The sequence below is a fragment of the Frankia sp. CcMO1 genome (genome assembly GCF_977945845.1).
In genome coordinates this window covers 1-14,532 of record NZ_CDWTMG010000035.1, presented here as the reverse complement: position 1 = coordinate 14,532, position 14,532 = coordinate 1, and the positions used below count along the sequence as shown (strand labels likewise).

Annotated in this window: 15 protein-coding genes, 1 tRNA gene and 1 other RNA gene; 8 read left to right on the top strand and 9 right to left on the bottom strand. The window is 70.6% G+C overall.

Annotation, left to right across the window (positions count from 1 at the left end; translation table 11 throughout):
• Window positions 1-54: 54 nt before the first annotated feature.
• The 3 genes from AC08OU_RS07300 to AC08OU_RS07290 all read left to right on the top strand — a co-directional run bounded on the left by AC08OU_RS07300 (window position 55) and on the right by AC08OU_RS07290 (window position 3,213).
• Window positions 55-855 (top strand): CPBP family intramembrane glutamic endopeptidase, encoded by an 801-nt coding sequence (locus tag AC08OU_RS07300; RefSeq protein WP_476599246.1) that lies wholly within the window; start codon window positions 55-57, stop codon window positions 853-855.
• A gap of 185 nt (window positions 856-1,040) precedes the next feature.
• Complete coding sequence (locus AC08OU_RS07295; RefSeq protein ID WP_476599248.1) at window positions 1,041-2,603, top strand: CYTH and CHAD domain-containing protein; 1,563 nt, start codon at window positions 1,041-1,043, stop codon at window positions 2,601-2,603.
• Window positions 2,604-3,009: 406 nt separating this feature from the next.
• The gene (locus AC08OU_RS07290; RefSeq protein WP_009740954.1) at window positions 3,010-3,213 is read left to right on the top strand and encodes a cold-shock protein; all 204 of its coding nucleotides are present in this window, start codon (window positions 3,010-3,012) and stop codon (window positions 3,211-3,213) included.
• 284 nt (window positions 3,214-3,497) lie between these two features.
• Here the strand turns inward: AC08OU_RS07290 and AC08OU_RS07285 are convergent, their stop codons facing one another.
• Together AC08OU_RS07285 and AC08OU_RS07280 are read right to left on the bottom strand one after the other, a co-directional pair.
• Window positions 3,498-4,580 (bottom strand): aspartate-semialdehyde dehydrogenase, encoded by a 1,083-nt coding sequence (locus AC08OU_RS07285; RefSeq protein ID WP_476599250.1) that lies wholly within the window; start codon window positions 4,578-4,580, stop codon window positions 3,498-3,500.
• A 91-nt stretch (window positions 4,581-4,671) separates the two neighbouring features.
• The gene (locus tag AC08OU_RS07280) at window positions 4,672-5,940 is read right to left on the bottom strand and encodes an aspartate kinase (RefSeq protein ID WP_476599252.1); all 1,269 of its coding nucleotides are present in this window, start codon (window positions 5,938-5,940) and stop codon (window positions 4,672-4,674) included.
• A gap of 282 nt (window positions 5,941-6,222) precedes the next feature.
• On the opposite strand from AC08OU_RS07280, the gene AC08OU_RS07275 reads away from it, so the two are divergent.
• On the top strand, window positions 6,223-6,807 hold the full coding sequence (locus tag AC08OU_RS07275) for a TerD family protein (protein ID WP_462187032.1): 585 nt from the start codon (window positions 6,223-6,225) through the stop codon (window positions 6,805-6,807).
• Window positions 6,808-6,834: 27 nt separating this feature from the next.
• The gene (locus AC08OU_RS07270) at window positions 6,835-7,833 is read left to right on the top strand and encodes a zinc-dependent alcohol dehydrogenase family protein (RefSeq protein WP_476599254.1); all 999 of its coding nucleotides are present in this window, start codon (window positions 6,835-6,837) and stop codon (window positions 7,831-7,833) included.
• A gap of 126 nt (window positions 7,834-7,959) precedes the next feature.
• On the opposite strand, the gene AC08OU_RS07265 is transcribed toward AC08OU_RS07270, so the two are convergent.
• Entirely contained in the window at window positions 7,960-8,412 is a 453-nt protein-coding gene (locus AC08OU_RS07265; protein WP_462187030.1) for a hypothetical protein, read from the bottom strand.
• A 606-nt stretch (window positions 8,413-9,018) separates the two neighbouring features.
• On the opposite strand from AC08OU_RS07265, the gene AC08OU_RS07260 reads away from it, so the two are divergent.
• The gene (locus AC08OU_RS07260; protein ID WP_462187029.1) at window positions 9,019-9,627 is read left to right on the top strand and encodes a hypothetical protein; all 609 of its coding nucleotides are present in this window, start codon (window positions 9,019-9,021) and stop codon (window positions 9,625-9,627) included.
• A gap of 109 nt (window positions 9,628-9,736) precedes the next feature.
• Here the strand turns inward: AC08OU_RS07260 and recR are convergent, their stop codons facing one another.
• The 4 genes from recR to ffs form a co-directional block, all read right to left on the bottom strand.
• Window positions 9,737-10,336: a recombination mediator RecR gene (recR, locus tag AC08OU_RS07255; RefSeq protein WP_476592777.1), complete on the bottom strand. Its 600-nt coding sequence runs from the start codon at window positions 10,334-10,336 to the stop codon at window positions 9,737-9,739.
• A 15-nt stretch (window positions 10,337-10,351) separates the two neighbouring features.
• Window positions 10,352-10,810: a YbaB/EbfC family nucleoid-associated protein gene (locus AC08OU_RS07250; RefSeq protein ID WP_476599256.1), complete on the bottom strand. Its 459-nt coding sequence runs from the start codon at window positions 10,808-10,810 to the stop codon at window positions 10,352-10,354.
• 21 nt (window positions 10,811-10,831) lie between these two features.
• On the bottom strand, window positions 10,832-13,186 hold the full coding sequence (locus AC08OU_RS07245; RefSeq protein WP_476599258.1) for a DNA polymerase III subunit gamma and tau: 2,355 nt from the start codon (window positions 13,184-13,186) through the stop codon (window positions 10,832-10,834).
• A gap of 38 nt (window positions 13,187-13,224) precedes the next feature.
• Window positions 13,225-13,321, bottom strand: an RNA gene (gene ffs / locus AC08OU_RS07240) — signal recognition particle sRNA small type.
• Window positions 13,322-13,427: 106 nt separating this feature from the next.
• Here ffs and AC08OU_RS07235 point away from each other — a divergent pair.
• Window positions 13,428-13,512, top strand: a tRNA-Ser gene (locus AC08OU_RS07235).
• Window positions 13,513-13,641: 129 nt separating this feature from the next.
• A complete protein-coding gene (locus AC08OU_RS07230) occupies window positions 13,642-13,791 on the top strand; it encodes a hypothetical protein (RefSeq protein ID WP_462203994.1) in 150 nt (49 codons plus the stop codon).
• Window positions 13,792-14,020: 229 nt separating this feature from the next.
• On the opposite strand, the gene AC08OU_RS07225 is transcribed toward AC08OU_RS07230, so the two are convergent.
• Together AC08OU_RS07225 and AC08OU_RS07220 are read right to left on the bottom strand one after the other, a co-directional pair.
• A complete protein-coding gene (locus AC08OU_RS07225) occupies window positions 14,021-14,218 on the bottom strand; it encodes a TetR/AcrR family transcriptional regulator C-terminal domain-containing protein (protein ID WP_476604548.1) in 198 nt (65 codons plus the stop codon).
• A gap of 9 nt (window positions 14,219-14,227) precedes the next feature.
• Window positions 14,228-14,532, bottom strand: a 305-nt coding sequence (locus AC08OU_RS07220; protein WP_476604546.1) for a TetR family transcriptional regulator C-terminal domain-containing protein, incomplete at its 5' end; no start/stop codon positions are given.

Sequence of the window (14,532 nt, the reverse complement as noted above, 5' to 3'; positions counted from 1 at the left end):
GGGCCGGCGGAGTGATCGGACCGGCCCGCCGTGGCGGTGGGCTACGGTCGTCGCGTGACCTCTGCCCCCGCTCAGGCGCCGGTCATCGCGGGCGAGCCGCTCACCCGCCGGCAGCTCGTCGTCGAGATCTGGCTCGTGCTCGGGGTCTCCTTCGCCACCTCGGCGCTGTTCGCGGTCATCCGCTACGTCGGGGTGCTGACCCGGCCGGGCCCCGTCCGCTCCCAGGTGGCCCGGCTGAACACCTCGGCGGCGCCGGGACGGCCCTGGCTGGACCTCGCGCTCCAACTCGCTGACCTGGTCACCGGGCTGGTGCCGGCGCTGCTCGCCGTATACCTGCTGACGAGGCACGGAGGCGGACCGCGGGCGATCGGCCTGGACGGCCGGCACACCGGTCGCGACGCCGGCCGGGGAGCGGCGATCGCGGCCGGGGTCGGCGGGCTCGGCTTGGGCCTCTACCTCCTGGCGTGGCACAGCGGGGCGAACCTCACCGTCGCGCCGTCGGGCTTGCCGGACGTGTGGTGGCGCGTGCCGGTCCTGGTCCTCAGCGCGGCGCAGAACGGCCTCGCCGAGGAGATCATCGTCACCGGGTATCTGCTGGTACGGCTGCGTGAACTTGGTGTCACGGCCAACCGGGCGCTGGCGGCCAGCGCCCTGCTCCGCGGTTCCTATCACCTCTACCAGGGGCTCGGTGGGTTCGCCGGCAACCTCGCGATGGGCCTGCTGTTCGGCCGGCTGTTCCAGCGGACCGGCCGGGTGCTGCCGCTCGTCATCGCCCACGCACTCATCGACACCGTCGCGTTCGTCGGATACGTGGCGTTGGTCGGAAAGATCTCCTGGATCCCAGCGTCGCGCTAAGGTTACGGGTGGGGAAATATAGATCGTCTGCTGGGCGTACGATGCATATCTCAACGGTGCACCGCGGGGCGGTGGATCGTTCGAGGACGTCAACGTTGGCGGGTTCGGGGCGCCGGAAGGCCACGGGGCGCCGGAAGGCGTAGCCGTCGAGTGCCTGCCGCGGTATGGCTGGTCGGGGAGGACCGATGGTCAACGGAATCCGCGAGATCGAGCGCAAGTTCTCGGTCGAACCGACCTTTGTGCTCCCGAAGTTAGGGGAGGTCGCGGGCGTCGCCACCGCGCGCACCCGCAAGACCGTCAGTCTGGAGGCCGTCTACTACGACAGCGACGATCTCCGGCTGGCCCGTAACAAGATCACACTGCGGCGTCGGACCGGTGGAGCGGACGCCGGATGGCACCTCAAGCTGCCCGTCCGGGTGGGGGAGCGGGACGAGCTTCAGCTCCCGCTCGACGAGGGTGTGGGCGGGGTGACCCTGGGCCCGCGGTACAGCCCTCCCGCGGAGTTTGTCGATCTGGTGTCGGTCCATCTGCGCGGCGCCGAGCTGCGGCTGGTCGCCAGGCTGCGGACGCTGCGGACAGCGCGCCGGCTGCGGGGCACGGTCGGAGTCGACCTGGCCGAGGTCGTCGATGACCAGGTCTCCGCGCAGACTCTGGGGGAGAAGACGGTACTGAGCAGCTGGCGGGAGATCGAGGTCGAACTCGTCGACGGCGGGCCCGAGGTGCTCGACGAGGTCGCCGGTCTGCTCACGGCCGCGGGCGCCACCCCGGCGGTGGACTCCTCGAAGCTCGCGCGGGTCCTGGGTGAGGCGCTGGCCGCCGGCCCCGGGCCGGACGTCCCTTCGCCGCCGCGCAAGCCACGACGCAGGACGCCGGCGGGCGAGGTGGTACGGGCCTACCTGATCGAACAGGCGCGTGCCCTGCTCGCGGCCGATCCGCGGGTGCGGCTCGACGAGCCCGAGGCGGTCCACAAGATGCGCGTCGCCTGCCGTCGGGCCCGCAGCACCCTGCGGACGTTCGCGCCGCTGTTCCCGCCCGAGAGATCGCTCTTCCTGGACGGCGAGCTGCGGGACCTCGCCGGCGCGCTCTCCGGCGCCCGCGACGCCGAGGTCCAGGCCGCTTATTTCGAGACCCGCCTGGCGGAGCTGCCCACCGAGCTGGTCGTGGGGCCCGTGCACAAGACGGTCACCGCGCACCTCGGCGCCGGCACGGCCAACGGCCGGGCGGAGGTGTTGGCCATGTTGCGCAGTGACCGGTACTTCGCCCTCGTTTCCAACCTGCTCACCCTGCTGCGGGGCCCGCTCACCCCCGCGGCGGCCCGTCCGGCCGGCAAGGCCCTTCCCGACCTGCTGCTCGGCGCCGACCGGAAGCTGGCGAAGAAGGTCCGCGCCGCGACCGCTCTGAAAGTCGGCCAGGAACGGGACGAACTGCTGCATTCCGCCCGCAAGCAGGCCAAGCGGTTGCGGTACGCGGCGGAGGCCGTCGCGCCGCTGTACGGGAATGACGCGGCGCGGCTGGTCGAGCAGGCCCAGATCGCGCAGGAGCTGCTCGGAACCCATCAGGACGCCACCGTCGCGCGCAGGCTGCTGGGGGACTGGGGGACGGCAGCGCAGGCCCAGGGCGCCCCCACCGCGTTTACTCTGGGTGTCCTGCTGGGCCTGGAGGAGTGCCGGGCACGCATGGCGGAACGAGACTTCTTCGATGCGTGGCCCGCGATCTCGGCGGCCCGGCACCGCCGCTGGATCCGCTGACCCGGGGCCGTGCCGGGTGGGCTCTGCCGTGGTCTGACCGATTACCTCCTCCGCGTCACCCATCCGTGCGCCACATCCGGGCCATCGGGCGCACGACCATCCGCCACGGGCCGGCACGTTCAGGAAATCCCTGTCAGCTCGACGGATTGCCGGACGGGACGGGTGGAGCTGCCTGCGGCCGGACCTGCTGCGTTGTTCTGTGACCGGGGCATGAAGCGGACTTCCTTGCCCGGAGGACTCCCGCGAAGGCCTCCGTCCGTGTAGCGTCGTTCCTGGCCGGAGTTCGGCGGTTCGCGTCTCAACCGAGGCGCGGCGGAACAACGTCAGGGTCTCTTGCAGCTTCCTGACGTTCGGCCCGGGGCCCGCGCGGTGCGGGTCCTGACTGCACCAGCAGGGAGAACGGCACGTGGCTCAGGGCACGGTGAAGTGGTTCAACTCGGAGAAGGGCTTCGGCTTCATCTCCGTGGACGGCGGCGGTTCCGACGTCTTCGTTCACTACAGCGCGATTCAGATGGACGGTTACAAGGCACTTGAGGAGGGCCAGCGGGTCGAGTTCCAGGTGACCCAGGGTCAGAAGGGTCCGCAGGCCGACGCCGTCCGCGTCGTCTGAGCCACGAGAGACTTCAACGGCCAGCCCGCCCAAGGGTCCTCCTGGGGCGGGCTGGCCGCTTCTCGGCCAGTTCGGTATCCGACAGTTCGGTAGAAGGTATGTTTTTCCTGGCTGTCTCGATCATTTTCTCGAGCCGGAAAGCGCGGGGCGTTCATCGGTTCCCGCATGGCGTGGTTCTCGGCCAAAAACTTAACGCCTGATTAAAGGTACAGCTCGACTCCTCACCGGTGGAGCCGCGTAGGTCTCGCATCAGACGTGATGTCGGTTTGGTGTGGGCCGGCTTGTCAGCCGCCGATCGCTTCGTCGGCCACGAGAAGTTCGGCGATCTGCAGGGTGTTCAACGCGGCGCCTTTGCGCAGGTTGTCCCCGCAGAGGAACAGCGCGACCTCGTGCGGGTCGTCCGGCGACTGCCGGATTCGGCCGACCCAGGTCGGGTCCGTTCCGACGACGTCGGCTGGGGTCGGGAACTCGCCGGCTGACGGATCGTCGACGACGGCGACGCCAGGAGCGTTCAGCAGCACCGTGCGCGCCTCGTCCGCCGTCACCGGCCGAGTGAAGCGGGCGTGCACCGCGACCGCGTGCGTGGTGATGACCGGCACCCGGACACAGGTAGCCGACACCCGCAGATCCGGGATACCCAGGATCTTGCGGGACTCGTTGCGGACCTTGAACTCCTCCGAGGACCAGCCACCGTCCTTCAGCGAACCGGCCCAGGGCACGACGTTGAGCGCCAGCGGCGCCGGGAACGGGCCGAGGCCGTCCTCACCGATGGCCTTACGCACGTCACCGGCGGTCCGCCCCAGCTCGCGGGTGCCACCGACGACGGTGAGCTGGTCGTAGAGGGCGTCGATGCCGGCCTGCCCGGCACCGCTCGCGGCCTGGTAGGAGGCCGCGAACATCGACTCCAGCCCGAACGCCCGGTGCAGGGCGCCGACCGCGACGATCATCGACAGGGTGGTGCAGTTCGGGTTCGCGATGATGCCCCGCGGCCGCGCGGGAATCTGGTCGGCGTTCACCTCCGGCACGACCAGCGGCACGTCGGCGTCCAGCCGGAACGCGCCGGAGTTGTCGACCGCGACCGCGCCGTGGGCCGCCGCCACCGGTGCCCACCGGGCGGAGACCTCGTCGGGAACATCGAACACGGCCACGTCCACGCCGTCGAAGACCTCCGGTGCCAAGGCCTGGACGACGACGCCCGCGCCGCGCACCCGTACCGTCCGCCCCGCCGATCGGGCCGAGGCGATCGGCCGGATCTCTCCCCAGATGCCGGGGCGTTCGTCGAGCAGCGACAGCATCACCGTGCCGACCGCGCCGGTCGCTCCCACCACTGCGAGCGTCGGTCGCCGGCCCGCCTCGTTACTCGTCACGATCCATCCTCCTGATTCGCCACTGTGCCGCCGCGGCGTGTCCAGCTGCCGCGCTGTGCCGCCGTCTCGAGGACCTGCGACGTCGCCAACGTCATCGCCCGGTTCCCGCGTACACGATCGCCCCGCCGTCCGGGTCACCCAGGTCGAAGGCGCCGTGCACGGCCCGCACGGCGAGCGGGAGGTCGGTGTCGCGCACCACCACTGAGATGCGAATCTCAGAGGTGGAGATGATCTCGATGTTGACCCCTGCGTCGGCGAGGGAGCCGAAGAACCGGGCGGACACTCCCGGGTGTGACTTCATCCCCGCGCCGATCAGCGACAGCTTGCCGATGTGGTCGTCGTAGAGGGTGCGCTCGAAGCCAATCTCGCTCTGGACCTTCGTGAGCGCGGTGAGCGCGGTACGTCCATCCGCCTTGGGCAGGGTGAACGAGATGTCCGTCCGCCCCGACCCGGCGACCGAGCCGACCTGAACGATCATGTCCAGGTTGACGTCGGTCTCCGCCACGGCCCGGAACACCGCCGCCGCCACCCCGGGCTTGTCCGGGCATCCGACGACCGTCACCTTCGCCTCGCTGAGGTCGTGCGCGACCCCACGGATGATGGCCTGTTCCACGAGCTGTTCCTCCGGAATCTCGGTGATCCACGTGCCCGGCTTCGCCGAGAAGGACGATCGGACATGCACGGGGACGCTGTAACGGCGGGCGTACTCGACGCACCTCAGCATGAGGACCTTCGCGCCGCAGGCCGCCATCTCCAGCATCTCCTCATAGGAGATCGTGTCGATGCGGCGGGCGTCGGGGACGATGCGCGGGTCTGCGGTGAACACGCCGTCCACATCGGTGTAGATCTCGCAGGCGTCCGCTCCCAGCGCGGCAGCGAGCGCCACCGCGGTCGTGTCCGAGCCGCCTCGACCGAGCGTGGTGATGTCCTTCGTGTCCTGGCTCACACCCTGGAAGCCCGCGACGATCGCGATCGCGCCGGAGTCCAGGGCGGTGCGGATCCGCCCGGGGGTAACGTCGATGATGCGCGCCTTGCCGTGCACCGAATCAGTGATGACTCCGGCCTGGGAGCCGGTGAACGAGCGGGCCTCGGCGCCGAGGGTGGTGATCGCCATGGCCAGCAGCGCCATCGAGATCCGCTCACCGGCGGTGAGCAGCATGTCGAGCTCCCGGGCGGGCGGAAGCGGCGAGACCTGTTCGGCCAGATCGAGAAGTTCGTCGGTGGTGTCACCCATCGCGCTGACCACCACGACGACGTCGTTGCCGGCCCGCCGGTTCTCCACGATTCGCTCAGCGACTCGTTTGATGCGGTCCGCGTCGGCAACGGAGGACCCACCGAACTTCGCGACCAAGAGCGCCATGGCAGCCAGGTTACCGAGCGCGGCCGCTAACCGAGCGCGGTCGCCCGGTGGCCTTGCCTGGCGGTTCGTGCCGGGATCTGGTCCGGTGTCCCTTTTCCGTCGCCGGGACGATGTCGCCCCGGCGACGGGGTGCTGGGCGTATTCCTTCCGGTGTGCCAGGGTGATGACATCCGCACCACGGCTCACCCGCACGACTGGCTCACCCGGACGACCGACTGCGACGCACGCGGTCCACGCGATGGTCCCCGACGCCGAGGACCAGCTCAGGAAGGACGATCCTCAATGGCAGTCAGCCTTGCCAAGGGCGGCAACGTCAGCCTCACGAAGCAGGCCGCCGAGGCCGGCACCCCTCAGCTCACCGCGTTGAACGTCGGGCTCGGATGGGACGCCCGCACGACCACCGGGACCGATTTCGACCTGGACGCCTCTGCCATCGGCGTCCGGGCGGACGGCAAGGTCCTCAACGACGGCTACTTCATCTTCTTCAACAACCTCGCGTCCCCCGAGGGGGCGATCACGCTCACCGGTGACAACCTGACCGGGCAGGGCGAGGGGGACGACGAGTCCGTTATCGTCAACCTTGCGTTGGTTCCAGCCGACATTGACCGGATTATCGTTCCGGTTTCCATCTACGACGCGGTGAACCGGAACCAGAACTTCGGCCAGGTGCGCAACGCCTACATCCGCGTGGTCGACCAGGGTGGAAACGAGCTGGTCCGCTACGATTTGTCCGAGGACTACTCCACCGAAACCGTCGTCATCTTTGGCGAGGTCTACCGCAACGGCGCCGACTGGAAGTTCCGCGCCGTCGGCCAGGGCCACAACGACCTCGGTGGTCTGGCGCGCGATCATGGCGTCAACATCTGAGCTACCCGAGCGGGTGCGTGCCTGGCAATGCGTGCCTGGCAAGTAGTCGCTCCCGGGCCGATGAGCACCCGCCCGCTGCGCCCGGCCGAGCTGCCCGTGCCCCGGCCAGGGCCGGGCCAGGTTCGGGTCCACGTCGACGCCTGCGGAGTCTGCCGTACCGATCTTCACCTCGCAGAGGGTGATCTCCCGCCGCACCGACCGCGCACCGTGCCCGGACATGAGGTCGTCGGACGGGTCGACGCGGTCGGCGAGGGGATGAGCGGCGTGCGGACCGGGGACCGGCTGGGTATCGCCTGGCTGGCCTCGACCGACGGGACCTGCGGGTACTGTCGGCGCGGAGCGGAGAACCTCTGCCCGGCCTCGACCTACACCGGATGGGATGTCGACGGCGGCTACGCCGAGTACGCCTGCGTGCGCGCCGACTATGCCTACCGGCTGCCCGACGGCTACAGCGACGCGGAGCTTGCCCCGCTGCTGTGCGCCGGCATCGTCGGCTACCGGGCGCTGCGCCGGGCGGAGCTGCCGCCCGGCGGGCGGCTCGGCATCTATGGGTTCGGCGCGTCCGCTCATCTCGCCGCCCAGGTGGCGATCGCCCAGGGCGCCACCGTCCACGTGATGACGCGCTCGGCGCGGGCCCGCGAGCTCGCTCTGGAACTCGGCGCCGCCTCGGCGGGCGAGGCATATGCCGCACCGCCCGAGCCGCTGGACGCGGCCGTGCTCTTCGCCCCGGTGGGTGACCTGGTGCCGGTGGCGCTCGCCGCGCTCGACCGCGGCGGCACGCTGTCCATCGCGGGCATCCACCTCAGCGACATCCCGCCGCTCGTCTACTCCGACCATCTGTTTCAGGAACGGTCCGTCCGCAGCACGACCGCCAACACTCGCACCGACGGTGAGGAGTTCCTGGCGATCGCCGCCGAGCACCGGCTTGCGGTGACCGTGTCGCCCTACCCGCTGTCCGCGGCCGACCGGGCCCTCGCCGACCTCGCCGCCGACCGGGTCACCGGCGCGGCCGTGCTGCTGCCCTGACCGTTTTGCCTGTCCTGCCGGTGCCGGACCTTCCGGATCTGGTTCGTAGATCCGGGAGGGACCGGGATCCGGGAGGGACCGGGAGTTCGGCGACCTCGCCGGGAGAGGCGCGCTGAGCTTCCGCGTTCAGTCGCCGCGGGTCGCGAGTCGGCGCAGGAGCAGGGTGCCCGCGGTGGTCAGTACGGCGGCCGTCGCAATCTCGCGCGGCAGGCGGTGCCGGGCCTCGTTCTGGATCGCTTCGTGGAAACGGTCGAACCGGCTCGGCCAGGGACTCACCCCGACGAAGTACCGGCCCACCTTGTCGGTGTCCGGTAGGCAGGCACCGGTCATGCCGGCGAGGACGGCGAGTCGGCGCCCGGCGGGGGCGGACGCCGTCAACAAGGCCATGGCCGCGAGCCCTGCCACGCCGTCCTTGCGTGCGATCGGCAGCCATTCCGGCTCGGTGTTCGGACCCGTTCCCCAGTGGGGCAACGCGTCCATGACCAGGTGCGAGACGAAGCCGGCGGCGAGGGCGGACATCGGATGCCGGATCGCCATGCCCACGAAAGCGCCCGCCCCGACGTGTGAGCTGATGATCATGTTTCAGGACCTCCTGGTGGCAGACGGACGGCAGAGCGTTCGCCGGGTACCTCCTACCCTGACGTCCCGGTTGGAGGATGCGTACCGCGGGGTGATGGTGGAGCCTTCCGGCGATCACCATCAGCGGTCGCCTGGTGGTCTCCGTGTTTGGGGGGCGCGGGTACCACCGCTCCCGGGATCGGATCCGGGCGTCCGATGCTCGCGCGAAGGTGCGCGCGGACGCCGTCCCACCTTCTCTGAATGCTCTTGCTGCCGCCCGTCTCGATGCGTTCGTCGATGCTCCGGCCGATTCCCACGCCGACGCGCGAGCCGACGAATTCATCGGATGCCCGCGCAGATGCTCGGGCGAATGCGCATCATGGGTAGATCGGTGCGTCTCGTAGCATCTGGCCGCGTAGCGGAACGACTCGGCGGCAATCCATGGATGAAGGGTTGCTGTAGCGTAAGGGAGATAACTTAGAGTGATCAATTTTGAGGTTTGGGTGGCGTGGGTGCGAGAAGCTACCGGGATGTCCTCCGGTGAGGACGGCGGTTCGCCGGGCGGTCCGGGGTACCGCGGCGGCGTGGGTCCGGGGCGTCGCGGCGCCGGAGACCTGAGCGGTGTGGATGGATAGGCGCGTCCGTGATCTACGCATATGCCACCTACCAGCCGTCTGCGACCTGGCCACGCCGGTGCCGTCGGGGGTGGTCGTCTCCGTCGCGTGGCGGCTGGAAGGGGCCGGGCGGATCATCGGCGGCATGGTGCCCCGCGGCCGTCCCGGGGCCGGCCCGCAGGGTAAACGGGTCCTGCACGGCGAGGGGATCTGGGCGGCCGAGATGTATCCGCGGGACCGGGAGATCTCGGCGGAGGCCGACCTCGTCGAGCCGGGTTCGGCGGCTCGGCCGGTCCGGCTGGTGGTGCACGGCTCCGACCGTGACATCATCGGCTATCTGGATCAGCCCCGCCTGCCGGCCACCCGACTCGCCCGGCTCACGACCGGGCTGCGCCGGGACGCCCGTCAGGTCAGGGTCCGGGCGGCCGGGCGGGTCTGGTGGATACGGGCGACGAACGTCTTCGGAGTACAGGTCGTCCGGGATCCCGAGGTACGGATCTACCGCACCAGAGGATTACACGCCGTGTTCAGCGCCGAGGCCGACCATCTTGACGTCAGCGTGGTCCTGCTGACCCTGGCCTCGATTCCCAGCTCGGCCTACGCCCCCATCCTGGGGTTCTAGCGGCCGCAGCGGCCCCGGCGAACCCGACGCGGGACCGGCGGCAGACCAGTGGCGGGCCGGTGGAGCCGGGGTGGCTTCGGGGCGGGACCGGTGACAGCAGGCCGGGGTGTCAGGCGCTGACGACGCGGCGTCCCTCGAAGGCGCGTCCCAGGGTCACTTCGTCCGCCCATTCGAGGTCACCGCCCATGGGCAGGCCGCTGGCGAGGCGGGTGACCTTTAGGCCCATCGGAGCGATCTGCCGGGCCAGGTAGGACGCGGTGACCTCACCCTCGGTATTCGGATCGGTGGCGAGGATCAGTTCGGTCACCGTGCCGTCCGCCAGGCGGGCGACGAGTTCCCGGATGTGCAGGTCGTCGGGACCGACACCGCCGATGGGATTGATTGCGCCCCCGAGCACGTGGTACCGCCCCCGGAACTCGCGGGTGCGTTCGATCGCCACGACGTCCTTGGGTTCCTCGACCACACAGATCGAGCTCGGATCGCGGCGGGGATCGGCGCAGATCCGACACAGTTCCGACTGCGCCACGTTGAAGCAGCTCCGACAGAACTGGACCTTCTCCTTGACCTCGGTCAGGGCGGTGGCCAGCCTGCGGACGTCCACGGGGTCGGCGGCCAGCAGATGAAACGCGATCCGCTGGGCACTTTTGGGACCGATGCCGGGCAGCCGCCCGAGCTCGTCGATCAGATCCTGGACGATGCCCTCGTACACCGGTGCCGCCGGTTGTCAGTCGAGCCCGGGAAGGCCCGGACCACCCGGAAGGGGGCCTCCGAGGCCGCCACCGGACAGCAGGCTGCCGAGTCCGCCGAGGCCACCGGCGCCGCCCGGACCTGCCGGGCCGCCCGCGCCGAGGCCACCGGTGATCGCGCCCAGCCGGTCGGCGGCGAGTTTGTGGGCGTTTGTGGTCGCGTTACGGACCGCCGCGAGGATCAGATCCGCGAGCGTCTCGGTGTCCTCCGGGTCGACCGCCTCGGGGCTGATCGTCAGATCGACCAGTTCCCCGCCGCCGTTGACGGTGGCGCGGACCAAGCCGCCGCCGGCCGTCCCGTCCACCCGGGCGGTGGCGAGGTCTTCCTGGGTGGCGAGGATCGCGGCCTGCATCTTCTGCGCCTGTTCGAAGAGTTGCCCCAGCGCCCCGCCCCCGGCGGAGGCCCCACTCCCGGCGCGGTCCTGCGGGTTAGACATGTCGATGAGCCTACGTCTCCTTCAGCCGGACGAGATCTGTTCGATGATCATGGCACCCAGCCCGCTCCGCAGCAGGGACACGGCGGCCTCCTCGCCCCCGCGAGCCCCGCCGGGACCGGACGGGACGTCCTCGTCGTCGAGGGACGGCTCGTCCTCACGCTGCGGACCCGGCTCGTCCCCGGCGGGGGGTGCACTGGCAGCGGCGGCGACTCCGTTCGCCGATCCGGGCGACGAGCCGTCCCGGCCCGCGGCGGACCAGGGCCCGTCGCCCCCGGGGCCGGGGCCGCCATCGGGGCCGGGGCCGCCATCGGGACCAGAGCCCGGGCCGGCGAGACCGTGCCCGGTGCCGGGGGAGTCGCTGTTGCCGCCGGGGCCGCGGCCTGTCGTGCCGCCTTCGGTTCCGTCGGTGGAGCCGCCGTAGCCGTTCCCGGTGTCGGGGGACAACCCCGCCGGTCCGGCGGGCCGTGCTGGTGCTGGTGCTGGTGCTGGTAAACGGGATGCTCCCACCTGGCCGGTGGGCCTGGGGGCTCCGCCCGACCCGGCGAACCCCGAGGCCTCGGAGGGACCGGGCGGGCCGGCCGGCCATCCGGCGCCCGGCCGATGCTCCTGCTCCCCGGGGCCGACGGCGGGAGGGGGGGCGGCGGGATGGCCGGAGTAGCCACCGCCGCCCGGACCGGGACCCGCTTCGGGCCGCCCGCCGCCGCGACCAGATCCGCCCGCGGGAGCGACGGTGACCCGCCAGGTCCCGCCGAGTCTCTCCGCCAGCACGGCACAGAACAGCTCGGCGTTGTTCCCCTGCCCGAACATCCGGCCCATCGTCGGGGTGGCGAAGGCCAGCACGACCTCGTCGCCTCGAACGTCGGCAACGGTCGCGTGATCCTTCAGGATCGCATGCGTCTTCCGGCTGCGGCGGCCGGCGAGCACGAGAACCTCGTCCCACAGCATCCGCAGGCCGGCGGCGTCGATCCGCCCGGTCCCCGGAGTGCCTGCCATGCCCGGAACACCTGCCGGGCCCGAGGGACGATCACCCGACGTGAACGCGGGACCCGGCGAACCAGGCTGGGGGCCCGTCGCCGGTCGAGACACCGGTCCGCTCCGAGCGGGTGCCCGGACTGCCAGCGGCATGGGCTCCGGGTCCGCGGCGGGCGGGTGGACCGGCGCGGGAGCCCGGCCGGCCGGCAGCGGGGACGGGGGGCCCGGCTCCGGTTCTTCCCCGCCGAGCACGGCCCGCCGTTCCAGCCGCTCCAACCGGGTGAGCAGCGCGGCCGGGTCGGTCGACGCCGTGGGCAGCAACGCACGGGCCAGGATCAGTTCCAGCATCAGCCGTGGGCTCGCCGTCCCCCGCATCTCGACCAGGCCGTTGTGCAGGACGTCCGCCGTCCGGGACAGCTCGGCGGGGCCCATCCGGGTGGTCTGCGCCCGCATCCGGTCGATCTGGTCGGGGGAGAAGGATTCCAGCAGGCCGCGGGCGTCCGCGTCCGGAACGGCCGCCATCACGATCAGGTCGCGGAACCGGTCGAGGAGATCGGTCGCGAACCGGCGCGGGTCGTGACCGGCGGAGACGACCTTGTCGACCACGGTGAACAGGGCCGCGCCGTCGCGGTCGGCCAGCGCGTCGACGGTCTCGTCCAGCAGGACGCCGTCGGTCATGCCGAGCAGCGCCACCGCCCGGTCGTAGCGCAGGCCGTCGTCGTCCGCGCCGGCCAGCAGTTGGTCGAGAACGGACAGCGAGTCGCGGACCGATCCGGCGCCCGCCCGCACGATCAGCGGCAACACGGCCGGATCGACGGCGACCCCCTCCCGGGCGCAGACCGACGCCAGATGTTCGCGCAGCACGCTCGGCGGAACCAGCCGGAAGGCATAGTGGTGCGTCCGGGACCGGATGGTCGGGATGACCTTGTCCGGTTCGGTGGTGGCGAAGACGAACTTGAGGTACGGCGGGGGCTCCTCGACGACCTTCAGCAGCGCGTTGAACGCCGCCGCGGTCACCATGTGCGCCTCGTCCACCACGAAGACCTTGAACCGGGCCGACGCGGGGGCGAAGAACGCCCGCTCGCGCAGATCGCGGGCGTCGTCGACGAGACCGTGCGACGCGGCGTCGATCTCCGTGACGTCCATTGAGGCGCCCGTCCGGATGCCCACGCACTCGTCGCACACCCCGCAGGGTTCAGGGGTCGGGCCCTGGATGCAGTTCAGCGAGGCGGCGAGGATCCGGGCGGAGGAGGTCTTGCCGCAACCCCGGGGGCCGCTGAAGAGATAGGCGTGGTGCAGGCGGCCGGTGCGCAGGGCCTTGCGCAGCGCGTCGGTCACGTGCTCCTGGCCGACGACCTGGGCGAACGTCGCGGGACGGTACCGGTTGTACAACGCTGTGCTCACTGGCCTGCTCCGCGTGCTCGACGAGACGATCGGCGAAACGAGAGGACCCCCCGCACACCCGCCAGAGCCCGCTTACCCTTGCTGCCTTCCGGCCCTGGGGGGGTTCACGAGGGTAACGCCGCACGAGGGGTCTGCTGTGCAGTCTAGCCCGTGCTGGACGATCATGAATCCCGAGGTCTGCCGGGCGGCGCGGCGGCAGGCCCGGTGCCTGGCCCCGCAACGATCAGATAGTCTCATCCACGGAGGATTCGCCTAGTGGCCTAGGGCGCACGCTTGGAAAGCGTGTTGGGGGCAACCCCTCGCGAGTTCGAATCTCGCATCCTCCGCAATGATCTTGCTGGCCTTGATCTTCGGGCCAGCCTTCTGGCCAGGCACAATGCCATCCTTCTCCACCATCTCGCTACCCACGGTAGCCATGGACCCACCTGAGTCCCCGCGCCGCGCGAGGGATCGTCGTGGACACCGTCTCGGCCGTACGCTGGCCCGCGGAGCGCGGCGGGTGGGCGTACAGGGCACCCGTGATCGACGGTGAGGAGTACCCGAGCCGCTTCGACACGAGAGCGATGTCGATGATCTCGTCGAGCTGGCTCGAGGCCGACGAGTGACGAAGGCCGGGCGGCGAGAAATTGCCAAGACCTGTGGATCATGATCGGCGGGTGGCCCGGCGAGAGTCTCGGTGATCTTGTTGGCCGCAACATGAAGAGGCCGCAGCGTCGATGATGGATCACGGCGAGCATGATCGTGGCAGGTCTCCTCAGCTAACCAGAGCACGATCGAACTACGTCAGTCCGGTCAGGATGCCATGACCCGTTCACCGGGCGTCGGCCCGTCCCCCTACTTGTAGCCGCGGACGAAGAGTCTCACGGCGGACCGTAGCGCAGCGTCGAGTTCCGGGCTGTCGAGCGCAGGTGGATTGTGGACGGCGAACATGCCGAGCTCGGTCATCTCCCAGACGGTTCCGTTGACAAGGGCAATGAACTGGCCTGCCGCGCGGGCAGGGTCATCGATGCGCAGCGCGCCGCCGTGAGCGATCCTGGCCAGCTAGCCGATTAGCTCTGACCAGACGGGAGTCGCGACGCGTCGGCGCCAGAGCTGCAGCAGCTGGGGTTGGCGGGGCCCTTCGGCCTGCAGGAGCAGGCGCAGAGAGGCTGTGCGCGGATCGAGGAAGGTCGCCATGATCCGCCTTGCAAGATCGTTAAGGTAGGCCTCAGGGTCCGGTAGGGGGCTTGGGAAGAAGGCCGTCGCCCGACGTAGCGCGTCGAGGGTCGCCGTGAGGTGCGTATCGATGACGGCGAGGAACGGCGTCTCCTTGCCTGGTCCTTCTTCTCCGGGATGGTGGCGCGGAT

What these genes read in the sequence shown, in the direction of transcription:
- AC08OU_RS07295 (WP_476599248.1), top strand. Translation starts at nt 1,041, where the DNA reads ATGGTCAACGGAATCCGCGAGATCGAGCGCAAGTTCTCGGTCGAACCG.
- AC08OU_RS07280 (WP_476599252.1), bottom strand. Translation starts at nt 5,940, where the DNA reads ATGGCGCTCTTGGTCGCGAAGTTCGGTGGGTCCTCCGTTGCCGACGCG.
- AC08OU_RS07275 (WP_462187032.1), top strand. Translation starts at nt 6,223, where the DNA reads ATGGCAGTCAGCCTTGCCAAGGGCGGCAACGTCAGCCTCACGAAGCAG.
- AC08OU_RS07270 (WP_476599254.1), top strand. Translation starts at nt 6,835, where the DNA reads ATGCGTGCCTGGCAAGTAGTCGCTCCCGGGCCGATGAGCACCCGCCCG.
- AC08OU_RS07265 (WP_462187030.1), bottom strand. Translation starts at nt 8,412, where the DNA reads ATGATCATCAGCTCACACGTCGGGGCGGGCGCTTTCGTGGGCATGGCG.
- AC08OU_RS07260 (WP_462187029.1), top strand. Translation starts at nt 9,019, where the DNA reads ATGGATAGGCGCGTCCGTGATCTACGCATATGCCACCTACCAGCCGTC.
- AC08OU_RS07250 (WP_476599256.1), bottom strand. Translation starts at nt 10,810, where the DNA reads ATGTCTAACCCGCAGGACCGCGCCGGGAGTGGGGCCTCCGCCGGGGGC.